At 71.3% G+C, this 11571-nt stretch carries 12 protein-coding genes; 2 read left to right on the top strand and 10 right to left on the bottom strand.

All coding sequences use genetic code 11. The features are described 5' to 3' along the window. Positions 1-16: 16 nt before the first annotated feature. From VFE05_12095 to VFE05_12080, 4 genes are all read right to left on the bottom strand, one after another. Complete coding sequence (locus VFE05_12095) at positions 17-646, bottom strand: penicillin-binding protein activator LpoB (GenBank protein HET6230804.1); 630 nt, start codon at positions 644-646, stop codon at positions 17-19. A 287-nt stretch (positions 647-933) separates the two neighbouring features. Then, the gene (locus VFE05_12090) at positions 934-2349 is read right to left on the bottom strand and encodes an amidase (GenBank protein ID HET6230803.1); all 1416 of its coding nucleotides are present in this window, start codon (positions 2347-2349) and stop codon (positions 934-936) included. Continuing rightward, positions 2346-2711 (bottom strand): hypothetical protein, encoded by a 366-nt coding sequence (locus tag VFE05_12085; protein HET6230802.1) that lies wholly within the window; start codon positions 2709-2711, stop codon positions 2346-2348. Before VFE05_12085 ends, VFE05_12090 begins: the two co-directional genes overlap by 4 nt. Before the next feature lie 361 nt (positions 2712-3072). Then, positions 3073-3780: a hypothetical protein gene (locus tag VFE05_12080; protein HET6230801.1), complete on the bottom strand. Its 708-nt coding sequence runs from the start codon at positions 3778-3780 to the stop codon at positions 3073-3075. A gap of 155 nt (positions 3781-3935) precedes the next feature. Here VFE05_12080 and VFE05_12075 point away from each other — a divergent pair, with 155 nt between their 5' ends. Further along, a complete protein-coding gene (locus VFE05_12075; protein ID HET6230800.1) occupies positions 3936-4574 on the top strand; it encodes a nuclear transport factor 2 family protein in 639 nt (212 codons plus the stop codon). Here VFE05_12075 and VFE05_12070 read toward each other — a convergent pair. After that, entirely contained in the window at positions 4504-5379 is an 876-nt protein-coding gene (locus VFE05_12070; protein ID HET6230799.1) for a transglycosylase domain-containing protein, read from the bottom strand. The two genes, VFE05_12075 and VFE05_12070, sit on opposite strands and share 71 nt — an antisense overlap. A 217-nt stretch (positions 5380-5596) precedes the next feature. Between VFE05_12070 and VFE05_12065 the strand changes: the two genes are divergently transcribed. After that, positions 5597-6856: a 4-hydroxy-3-methylbut-2-enyl diphosphate reductase gene (locus VFE05_12065; protein HET6230798.1), complete on the top strand. Its 1260-nt coding sequence runs from the start codon at positions 5597-5599 to the stop codon at positions 6854-6856. Positions 6857-7534: 678 nt separating this feature from the next. On the opposite strand, the gene VFE05_12060 is transcribed toward VFE05_12065, so the two are convergent. From VFE05_12060 to VFE05_12040, 5 genes are all read right to left on the bottom strand, one after another. Beyond that, positions 7535-9142 (bottom strand): HD domain-containing phosphohydrolase, encoded by a 1608-nt coding sequence (locus tag VFE05_12060; protein HET6230797.1) that lies wholly within the window; start codon positions 9140-9142, stop codon positions 7535-7537. A gap of 97 nt (positions 9143-9239) precedes the next feature. Beyond that, a complete protein-coding gene (locus VFE05_12055; GenBank protein ID HET6230796.1) occupies positions 9240-9755 on the bottom strand; it encodes a hypothetical protein in 516 nt (171 codons plus the stop codon). A gap of 162 nt (positions 9756-9917) precedes the next feature. Continuing rightward, positions 9918-10295: a hypothetical protein gene (locus VFE05_12050; GenBank protein HET6230795.1), complete on the bottom strand. Its 378-nt coding sequence runs from the start codon at positions 10293-10295 to the stop codon at positions 9918-9920. Next, positions 10292-10804: a c-type cytochrome gene (locus VFE05_12045; GenBank protein ID HET6230794.1), complete on the bottom strand. Its 513-nt coding sequence runs from the start codon at positions 10802-10804 to the stop codon at positions 10292-10294. The genes VFE05_12050 and VFE05_12045 overlap by 4 nt, the downstream gene beginning before the upstream one ends. Positions 10805-10958: 154 nt before the next feature. Further along, a complete protein-coding gene (locus VFE05_12040; protein ID HET6230793.1) occupies positions 10959-11423 on the bottom strand; it encodes a SufE family protein in 465 nt (154 codons plus the stop codon). Positions 11424-11571 lie beyond the last annotated feature (148 nt).

Here is an 11571-nt window from a genome sequence, read left to right as displayed (position 1 = left end):
CTCGGTTCCGGTGCGGTCAGATGCGGATGCGCGGCTGCTCCACGTACTTCTTGATCTTCTGCTGGCCCACCCACGTCTTGGCGTTGCTCTGCAAGTCCACCAGCGTCATGTCCACCTGGTAGTAGACCACGCTGCGGCGGCCCTCGCGGTCGGTGATCTGGTTGATGTCGCCCTGCAGCATGTAGTTGGCCCCGTGCTCGCGGCCCATGGCGGCGCGCGTGTCGGCGGCCGCGTTGTCCTGCTGGTCCGCGCGCTCGTCGCGCACCTCCTCGCGCTCCTCGGCGCTCGCCACCACCTGCACCTGCCCGCTGTTCAGGTACGCGCGCTCCAGCTCGCGCACGAACGTGCCCACGGGAATGTGCTCCATGCTGCGGTTGCGGATGGTGCCCACGATCACGGTGGGCTGCCGGCCCGCGTGCGCCTGGGCGTACCGCGCCGCCCAGCTGGGCCCGTACTGCGACTCGAAGCTCTGGCGGATGATGGAGTCGGCCACGATGCGGCTGTCCACGTCGTTCCAGCGGCCGGAGAGGTCCACGGCCTGCGACGGGGAGATGCGGGTCACCTGCTTGGCGCAGCCCGCGGCGCCCAGGGTGAGCGCCGCCAGGGCCAGGACCGCGCGCCGGGAGGCGCGAAGGGACGTCTTCATGGGTTTGTCTCCGAACGGAAAGGGTTGCTGCGGCGGACCTGCACTGCGTTCAGACGCCGGGAAGTTGCGCATTCGCCGGACCGCTTCCGGGGCCGCCGTTCATCTCGTTTGGCATCATCTTCTTAGCCATCCGTACGATCCGTCGGAAGGGCCCCCTGTGTCCTCCGCTGCGGACAAGCTCCGTCACGCGGGGGACACGGAGGGCCGATGACGGATGATGCACGGCGGCTCGATGGTTGTCGCCACATCCTCCGCGTGGAGTGGGGCGCGACCGGAGTGCCAGCCCGTCAGCTTACCGGCGGGCGGCGGCGGTGCCAATCGGTCTTCTGCTGGTACGTGCGGGCGAGGGCGATGAGCTTTTCCTCGTCCCACGCGCGGCCGGTGAGGGAGAGCGAGGTGGGCAGGCCGTTCGCGCCGAAGCCGTTGGGCACGGCGATGGACGGCAGCCCCAGAAGGTTCGCCGCGCCGCTGATGGGCTCGCCGCCGCCCTTCACGTCCGGGTACGCCTCGCTGAACTTCCGGCCGATGGGATACGACACCGTCGCGCGCGTGGGATGCGCGAGCGCATCGAATCCACCGTCCGCGAACAGCTTGTCCATCGCAGCGGCGGCGGGGACGCGGATGCGCATTGCGCGCAGGTAGTCCTTGGCGAAGACCACCTGGCCGGGGTAGCCGCCGATGCGGTCCTCGGGCGCCGTCAGCTCGTGCACGCGGCCGGTGTCCACCAGCTCCTCGAAGATGCTGGCCGCCTCGGCGTCGATGATCACGCCCGCCGCGGCGCCGTACGGGAACTTCGGCAGCGTCACGTCCCGCACGATCTCCGCCCCGTCGCTCAGCGCCTCGATGGACGCGGCGAAGTTCCGCGCCACCTCCGCCTGCGACCCTTCCGCCAGGCCCTTGAGGATGCCGATGCGGGGCCGACGTCCGGCGCCGGCGGACGGATGATGCACGAACGGGCGGTCCGCCGAGGCATCGTCCAGCGGGTCGCGCCCGGCGATCACGGAGAGGACGAGCCCCGCGTCGTCGGCGGAGCGCGCGAGCGGGCCCAGCTTGTCCATCGACCACGAGAGCGCCATAGCGCCGTGGCGGCTTACTCGGCCGTACGTGGGCCGCAGCCCCGTGACGCCGCAGAACGCGGCGGGCGTGACGATGGAGCCCCACGTCTCCGTCCCCAGCGCGAACGGGACGAGGCCCGCTGCCACCGCGGCGCCGGGGCCGCTGGACGAGCCGCCGCTCCAGAACGCGGTGTTCCACGGTGTGAGCCCCGGCCCGGTGAACGACGCGTTCGCCTGCTCGTAGCCCATCCCCCCCGCAAGCTCCACCGAGGCGAGCTTGGCGACCAGCACCGCGCCAGCCTCGCCCAGCTTCCGCACCACCGTGGCGTCCTCATCGAACCTCTGCTCGCGGTACGGCTGCGCACCCCAGGTCGTGGGGTAGCCCACGGCGGCGATCAGGTCCTTCACGCCGTACGGGATGCCGTGCAGCGGCCCGCGGTAGCGGCCGGCGGCGATCTCGCCGCGCGCGGCACGTGCCTCGCGCAGGGCCCGCTCGCGCGTGACGGTGACGACGGCGTTCAGCCGCGGGCCGATGCTCTCCAGCCGCGCCAGGTACGCCTCCGCCAGGTCCACCGGGTCGATCTGCCGCGTCCGCACGCGCTCGGCGAGCTCGCTCACGGGCAGGAAGAGCGTCTCGACGGGGATCACCGTTCACCCCCGCGGTACGCGCGGAAGGCGAACGCCGGCTCCGTCGCCGTGGGCAGGTCGAAGTTCCGGAGCGCGTGCGCCGCCTGGAGGTTGCCTTCGATGCCTTTCCGCACCTCCACCAGCTGCCCGGCCGTGAGGCGTGAGCCGGCCTTGGCGCGCACCACGTTCGCCAGCGCGACGGCCACGGGGTCGATGGCGCTCTCGTCCGCCCGCGGCGGCGGCGCGGCGGAAGCGGCCGCCACGGCGGCGCCCGTCGTCGCGGGCGTGCACGCTTCCACGCTGGCGAGCACGGGCACCGCCACCGCTGCCATCGCCACGGACTTCGCGAACTCGCGCCGCGTCGTGCTGCCGGAAGATTCCATCGGAGTCGTCGGTGGATGTGGATCGATCAAACGGAAGGCTGCGCATCACCGCGGGCTTCGGCGCACACCGCGCGTCGGCAGTGTCCCATCGGAAACGCATGCGGAAGATGCGCATCCGCCGAGATGCTTGAGGTGATCGGCGGATCGGCGTCGCGGGGACAGCATCGCCCGCCTCACATCTCCTGATCCACCGCCGTTCGGAAGATGGGGATGCGAGAGGCCGTCGTATCGCTTCGCATCTGCCGAACGCGTTTCGGAAGATGCGGATGCGTGGAGGCCACCGCCGCCGAGCATCTACCGATACGGCAACGGCCGTCCATCTACCCGTAGCTGGCCGGCCGATGCGGAGACTGTCCTGCGGCTACGCCTTGTTGCCGAGCAGCGCGATGTCGCGCGAGCGGAGCGGGCGGCCGGCGCCGAGCAGGTCGACCACGCGGTGCGGCGACGGCTGGTAGCGCAGGGTGACCGCGCGCATCCCCAGCAGCAGGTTCACCGTGACCAGCGTGCCGGGGACCTCGGTGCGCGCCAGCAGCGACTGGAGCTGCGGCGCGGTGCCTTCCTGGAAGTTCTTGGCGACGATCACCAGCGCGTCGGGCATCTCGTCCACCGCCGCCTCCACGGCCTGCATCGCCGCGCCGCCCACGGTGAAGCCCACCTGCGGGTAGGCCAGGACGATGCCCTCGCGCCCGTCGTGCGCGAAGCGGACCGCCTCTTCCGGGCCCACCTCGCCCAGGCGAGCGTCTCCCGTGAGGTCCGCCACCACGCGCTGGATGCGGGCGCGGAACTCGCCGGCCTGCGCCGGGCCGCGGAACGCGAGGCTCCGCAGCGCCTCGGCGAAGCAGCGGTCCGGGTCGAAGTGGCGGAAGGTGGGCAGCAGGCGCGCGGCGGTGTCGCGGTCCACGAAACCCGTCTGCGCCAGCGCGTCCACCAGGGCGTCGCCGCCCAGGTGCGGGGCGCGCTGGGCCACGCGGATCAGCGCGTGCTCCATGCGCACGTTCTCGTCGCCCGCGGGGAGGGGCGCCGGCGGCAGCGACAGCGCCTCGCGGAAGCTCTTGCCGAACCAGATCATCGAACCTCATGTGCGTGCAAGGGATACGGCTAGACGATGGCACGGCCCCGGCGTTGCGTCAAGGGAACGCGGAAACGCGCGGCGCTCCTTGACACAGCACGCACGCGCCTCACATTGTCGGCAGCATCCCCGCGCCCCACGAACCCAAGGAAACCGTGCGCCGGTACCACCCACTCGCCGCCGGAGCCCTGCTCCTCCTCTCGGCCTGCAAGGTCGAGCGGACCGCGCCGGGCTTCTACCAGCACCGCACCCCCGCGGCGACCGAGCAGGAGCAGGCCGAGGGCGAGATCCGCACGCGCGTGGTGGCCTTCCGCCAGGCGCTGGGCCGCGGCAACCGCGCCGCCGCCGCTGCCGCGCTCTCGCCCGCGGCCGAAGCGAACGTGATCGGGCCGATGGGCGACGACGAGGCGGCGCTGAGCGGCGGCGCGGGGCTGGAGAAGGCGCTGGAGGAGACGCGGACGGAGGGCCCGGTGCTGGCGCGCACGCCGGACCTGCAGGTTCGCGTGAACCTGCGCGAGGGGCAGGGGTGGTTCGCCACGCACCTGGAGCTGATCCCGGCCGACCAGCCCATCACGCGCGCCGACCGGCTGCGCATGAGCGGCGTGTTCGCCCGCGACCGCGGCGAGTGGCACCTCGTGCAGCTCCACCTCTCCCGCCCCACCGAGGCGCCCCAGCCGGCGGATACGGCGAGAGCGGACTCGGCCGCGGCGCGCGGAGATTCGGCTACTGCCCCGCGGGACTCGTCTTCGCGGAATCCGCGCCGGGAGCGGGCGAAGCGGGCGCCAGGCGGATGACCTCGGGCGGCTTCTTCCAGTCCAGCGGCCTCGTCATGGGCGCGTAGTCGATGCCCGGCTGGAAGCCCAGCGGCTCGGCGATGGCGGCGCGGTAGGCGGCCTGGTCGATGGCGCCGGACTCCAGCATGCTGCGCAGCACCTCGTTGCGGCGCGGGCCCACGGCGCCGGGCTGGTTCTGCGGGTCGGTGAGCCGCGGGGGAAGGAGGATGCCTGCCAGCGTCGCCGCCTCGCTCACCGTGAGCTGCTGCGGCGCCTTGCCGAAATACTCCCGCGAAGCATGGTAGACGCCGAACAGCGGCCAGTTGCCCGCGCGGCCCAGGTAGATGCGGTTCAGGTACAGCTCCAGCAGGTCCTTCCGCGAAGACTGCTCCTCCAGCAGCGGCGACATCGCCAGCTCCCTCGCCTCGCCGCCCAGGCTGCCGTCCAGCTCGTGGATCTGCCGCAGCAGGTCGCCCGTGAGTTGCGCCTCGCCCTGCGGCGCGCGCGCCGTGGCGTCGTCGCGGAACGACGTGGTGTCCACCACCGATCGGAAGGCGGCGGGGACGTACGCCGGCAGCGCCTCCAGCTTCACCCAGTCCGGCCGGCGGCGCGCCTCGTCGCGCTGGCGCAGGATGCCGCCGCGTAGCTGGCGGTCCATCTGCCACGCGAAGCCGCCGATGCCGCCCAGCACCAGCAGCCCGATCACCGCCAGGGCGATCAGGCTGCCGCGGTGCTGCGGCGGGCGCGGCCTGCGGTCCGGGCTCTGCGGCACCAGCCGCTTCTTCTTGGGCGCCCCGCCCAGCGGCTTCCCCTTCCCAGCTCTCACGAACGGCTCCTTCACGGTAGGGTTGCGCGCCGCGTGGCCGGCGGCCCGGCGCGCGAACGCGTGGAGGGGGCAAAAACTATTCCCCGCACGCGTGAGATGCGAGGCGCGCCGCCGCTTGCCGCCCACCCTCACGGTTGCGGCGCCCCCGGCCTTCCGTTAGCGTTCACCGAAGCGGGCGCCATGCCCGCGCGACCCCTGCACGAGACCGCACAAGACGATGGAGCAGACGTACTTCCGCCGCGGCTTCGGCCTCCGCAAGGAGATCGAGCCGCTGATCCGTTCCGAGTACCACAGCGCGCTGGTGGAGCGCATCCGCGCGCGCGGGTACGAGGACCGCTTCGGCGAGGGCGACCAGGCCGTCACGGTGCGCCTGGCCGAGGAGTTCGGCTTCTGCTACGGCGTGGACCGCGCCGTGGACTACGCGTACGAGACGCGTCTCCAGTTCCCCGAGCGACGCATCTTCCTGCTCGGCGAGATCATCCACAACCCGCACGTGAACCGCCGCCTCACCGACATGGGCATCGTCTTCCTCGAAGCCGACGCGCAGAGGGGCGAGTTCGATTTCGCGGGGCTCACGCCGGAAGACGTGGTCATCCTGCCCGCGTTCGGCGCCACGCTGGGGGACTTCGCGCGGCTCCAGGAGGTCGGCTGCGTGCTGGTGGACACCACGTGCGGCAGCGTGCTCAACGTGTGGAAGCGCGTGGAGCAGTACGCGCGCGACGGGTTCACCGCGCTCATCCACGGCAAGTACTACCACGAGGAGACGCGCGCCACCGCCAGCCAGGCGTTCAAGCACCCCGGCGGACAGTTCGTGATCGTCCGCGACATGGCCGAGGCGCGCCTGGTGATGGACTACGTCGAACGTGTACCCGGCGCGATGACGCGCGAGGCATTCCTCGCGCACTTCGCCCCCAAGTCGTCGCCCGGCTTCGACCCGGACCTGCACCTGGAGCGCATCGGCGTCGCCAACCAGACCACGATGCTCTCCGGCGACTCGCTGGAGATCGCGGCCGAGGTGGGGCGCTCGCTCGCCCGGCGGCACGGCGGAGAACCGGGCTTCAGCCTGGACGCGCACTTCCGCTCGTTCGACACCATCTGCTCCGCCACGCAGGAGCGGCAGGACGCGGTGACCAAGCTCGTCTCCGGCCCCGCCGGCCCGCCGGACGTCATGCTCGTGATCGGCGGCTACAACTCGTCGAACACCAACCACCTGGCCGTGCTCTGCGCTCGCCACACCGTCACGTACCACGTGGCGGACGCGGGCTGCATCGACCCAGAGCGGGGCACCATCCGCTTCAAGCCCAACGGCACGCCCTTCGACGCCCCCGAGGTGGAGGCCGAGGACTGGCTGCCGCGAGGGCCGGTCACGGTCGGCCTCACCGCCGGCGCGTCCACGCCCAACAACAAGGTCGGCGAAGCCGTCGCGCTCCTCCTCCGCACCCGCGGCATCGAGGTCGAGGTCGCCGCCGCAGCGTGATCTCGATCTGATTCCGAGACGGGCCGATCGGCGGACGGCAGGCATCGTCGCGGCGGGCCGCTCCGGAGCCCGCCGGCCGATACTGCCTGGCCGCCCGTCTCCTCCGCGGGGTCGGGGAGCCTCCTCCTCCGGCAACGGTACTGCTGTTGGCCTCCGCCCGGGGTCTCCCCGCCCCGGCGTGAGCCTCGCGCCATCCTCGCACCCCGACGCACCACGCCGCGCGAGTCTCCGGCCGTACATCGCTTTCCGGGTACGACGAATGGCAATCATATCACTCCGCATCCTCCTACCCACCCCGATCGCTCCCCACCTGTAGGACGCCGACGTTGGATGTCCGTCTGCCAACCTGGAACGATGCACCCAAACCGTTGCCTCAACATGGTGCACCCTCCGCTCATCCTGCGCCACCCGTGAGAGAACCGCCGAATCTCCCCGGAACCTTCAACTACCGTTTTCGGACAACAACTGTTGCGGCGGTGCCGCAATGTCTAAACACGCGGCTTTCCTGCCATTGCCGGCGCAAAGAGCGCGCAACCGCTCCAACGCCCCCTGATCGGCGGAATAGCAGAAGGCCCGCCGGCAACCGGCGGGCCTTCTTTCTTTTCCTTGATCTACCTGGAAAATCTGCTCTTACGCACATGTCATCCGCCGCGACCTTACCCGCCGATGCCGGGCTGACTATGCGGAAGCTGGCTCCTCGGGGGTGCGGTGCGCGCGCAGCGCAATCTCCGAAAGCTCGGGCACGAGGGTACGGAAGAGCTCGAATAGCGCGGGGTCGAACGAGCCTACGTCGTCCTCCATCATTTGCATCGCCTCGGCGGGCGTGAGCGGGCGGCGGTAGCTGCGCGTGCTGGTGAGCGCGTCGAACACGTCCGCAATGCGCAGGATGCGGGCAGGCAGCGGGACCGTATCTCCCGCCAGCCCATCGGGATAGCCCATGCCGTCCCAGCGCTCGTGGTGCCAGCGCACCATGGGGCGCACGTCCCACGGAAACTCCACGGAGGCCAGCATCTCGTCGCCCGCAACCGGGTGCCGCTCCATGATGCGGCGCTCCTCGTCGCTCAGGCGGCCCGGCTTGTTCAGGATCGCCTCGGGCACCTCGGTCTTCCCCAGGTCGTGCAGGAAGGCGCCCATGCGGAACCACACGAGCTCGCGCGGGGGCATCCCCGCCTCCTGCGCCAGGCGGCACGCGTAGTCGGCCACGCGCGCGCAGTGGCCGCTCGTGTACATGTCCTTGGCCTCGATCGACTCGCCCCACGCGCTCACCAGCGACAGGAAGTCGTTCTCCAGCTGCCCGATGCGCTCGCCCACCTCGGCGTGGTCCGGCTCCGCGTGCAGCGTGCGGAAGAGCAGGTGGGCGCGGTTCAGCGCCTCCATCGCCTCGCGGTTGCGGCCCTGCATGCGCAGCACCAGGGCGAGCTCCCGCTGCGCCTCGGCCTCCAGCAGTGGGTCCTTGCCCGCGGCCGTCTCGATCGCCTGGCGCAGGTGGCGGTCGGCCAGGTGCAGCTTGCCGGTGGTGCGGTAGATGATGCCGTAGAACTTGAGCGCCTCGCCCATCGACAGTTCGTCGTTCACGCGCGAGAAGATCTCGAAGCCCTGGTCGCAGCTCTCGCGTGCCCGGTCCGGCTCGCCGCGCGCCAGGAACAGCTCCGCGCGGTTGATGTGGATCACGCCCACCGTCACCACGTCGCCCGCCGCCGCGCAGATCTGCATCGCCTCCTCGAAAAGGGCGTCGGCCTGCTCCAGGTGGCGCAGGTCCAGGTGCAGCATGGCCATGTTGTTGAGCACGCTGGCGCAGGCGCGGGGGGTGCCCGCCTTGCGCAGGTGCTCCAGGCCGGATTCGTAGTACGCCAGCGCCTCGTCCAGCCGGCCGCGGATGTTCGCCAGGATTCCCAGGTTCTGCTCGGTCTCGCCCACCGAGACCTCGTTCCCGGCGGCCAGCGCGTGGTCGCGCGCGGCCAGGTACAGCGCCTCGGCGCCCTCCACGTCGCCCACGTTGTGCCGCAGGATTGCCAGGCCGTTCAGGGCGCGCGCCGCCAGCCCGTCCTCCCCCTGCAGCTCGGCCAGCGTGAGGCTCAAGCCCAGCAGCGTCTCCGCCAGGTCGGAGTCGCCCGCCTGGCGGTGGCAGTGGCCGGCACGCGTGACCACCTCGAGCACGCCCCGGGCGTCACGCCCGTGCGCGGCCTCGGCGTACGCAGCCTCGTACGTGGCCGCGGCCGCGGGCCAGAGCCCCGCGTGCTCCTCGGCATGGGCACGCTCCAGGAGCGAGCGGAGGGAATCGTTCATCGGTGGGTGTTACGGATGCACTGCCCGGCGGGAATGCGAAAAGGGCCGCCGCCGCGGCGGGGCCCTTTGCTCTGGCGGAGGGTCGGGGCTGGTTCGTTCAGTGACCGACCGTCAGGTATCGCGAGAAGTGATGCAGATCGGCGCTCACCGAGCGGTCGCGCAGGTCCACCAACGAGGGAAGCACCTCGTCGAGGTTGCCGTCCTCCCCCACGTAGCCCACGGCCAGCACGTGAATGCCCAGCAGGTCGGCGCCCTTGTAGCTCAGCGACAGCTCCGGCTCGTGCCCGGCCGGGAAAGTCAGGCCGTGGGGGCTGACGTCCACACCCGCGTAGCCGGCCACCGACTGCATGCCGATCTCGGTGGGCTGCGACAGGGCGCCCGCCGGGAAGGTGAGCACGTACTGCCCCACGTTCAGCTTGCCGCCCTCCGGCCCGATCACCTTGCTGGCCGTCCCCGACCCGCTCGCCGACATCCGCGCACCCGAAGAGGGCATCCGCACCGCCTGGTAGTCCGAGACGGCGTACGCCGTGGGCATGCGCGCAGTGTCGCAGCCGCCCACGGTGAGCAGGATCCCTGCAACGACGTTCAACGACCGGAAGTTGAAGCGGGTCATGTGGGGAGTCTCCATGAAAGGAAAGAGGACGTGCCCCCGGAGCGGCGGGGGAAGCCGTACCCAGGCGTCATCGCATGTTGTGGGCTGAGCCCCATGATAACGACGGGTGCCCACTTTGTCAACAAAGAATGTGCCGCAAAGGTGATCCGCTCTCTTTGCGCCTTAGTGATGCTCGGGCGCGCGGGTCATCACCCGGTAGTTGTGGTTGTAGCTGGCCACGATGCCGCCCAGCCCGGCGATGGTGAGGAAGAGCGCCGAGGCGCCGTATCCCACCCACGCGCCGCCCCGGTCGATCTCGCCCCAGCTGCGGGCCGCGGCGAACGCCGTGCCCGCCAGCACCAGCAGGAAGAGCCCGATGAGCGCGCCCACGGCAGTGAACACCACGCGGCCCGTCGCCTCGCTCAGCTCCGGGAGCGGAAGGCCCTCGGAGAAGCTCATCGCGCTCTCGGGCTCGGGCGCCGGGTTCTGCTCGCGCCACTCGCGGTAGCGGTCGCGCACGGTACCCTGCACGCGAAGGCCCTCCTCGCTGTCGCGGCTCATGCTCCCCCCTGGTGGCTGAGTGCGTACACGTACGCGGCGATCTGGCCGACCTGCTCGTCGCTGAAGTTGCCGCCGCCGCGCGGGGGCATGGGCCCCGGGTGCTCCTTGGGCGCGGGTACGCCCTCCTTGATCCGCGCTACGATCTCCGGATACTGCCCGCTGATCCAGAGCCACTTGCTGTCGTTCAGGGCGGGCGCGGCGCCGGTGCCCACGCCGTTCTGGCCGTGGCAGGCGGCGCACACGGTGCCGAACATCTGCTGGCCCTGGTCCACCATGGCCTGGGTCACGCCGGCCGGCAGGTTCTTGGCGACCAGCTTGGCGGCGCCGCCCATGCCGGGCACGAACGGAGGCGGGTCCGGGTTGGTGGCCTGGAACTGGGTGAAGTCGCGCTCGCGGTGCGACACGGCTTCGTAGCCGCCCTCCTTCACCGGCCTGCACCCGCCCGCCAGCACCAGCGCCAGCACGAGCGCGCCCGCCGCCCGGGGGCGGGCCGCAAACGTATCACGCATTCGGTCTTTCTCCTGGTTCGGCGCCGCGGCGAATGGCCGGGCCCCGCCTGATCTTCGCGCGCGCCAGCGGCCGCGCCCCTTCCGGACGAATCGGCCTGTAAAAGAACGGACGGTGGGACGCTTCGCAAGGGCGGGACCGCCGCGCAGCCACGCATCAGGCGGCCGGTGACCCGCGCTCCTCCACGGCCCGCCGGGCAGCGCGCTTCAGGCGCTCCACCATGGCGTTGAGCCCCACCTCGCGCGTCTCCAAGCCGATGCGCCCCATCACCTGCCGAACGAAGTCCGGCGGGATCGCCAGCACCGTCTCGGGCGGCTGGCCGTTGAGCGCGTCGAAGAGCATGGCGAGCAGCGCGCGGATGGTGGGCGCGCCCTGCGGCACGTCCGCGTGGAACTGCATGCGCCCGTCCACCACCTCGGGGTAGATGGCCACCGGCGTCTGGCACTCGTTCACGCGGTACTGCTCCGTGTCCAGCCCGCGGAAGCGCTCCGGTAGCGCCTGGAGCTTGTTCGCGTATTGCACCAGCGCCTGGCGCGTGAGGTCCGGCGTGAGCGTGGAGAAGCGCCGCAGCAGCTTGTCGATGCCCGGCGGGACCTGCGGCTGCATAGTGGAGTCGGTCATATGTCGGGCGAGTCGTGTTCGATTCTGCGGATGCGCGGACGTGGAGGCATCTGAACCAGTCTGAACATCCCTGGCCGGATAGCGTCTCGCGACCGGGCAAGCAGCATCCGGTGGTGCTGGGGCGGTGTCGCGGCGGAAGGAGGGGGGG

The sequence above is a fragment of the Longimicrobiaceae bacterium genome (genome assembly GCA_035696245.1).
Classification (GTDB): domain Bacteria; phylum Gemmatimonadota; class Gemmatimonadetes; order Longimicrobiales; family Longimicrobiaceae; genus DASRQW01.
This window is presented reverse-complemented; position numbering and strand designations above follow the sequence as displayed.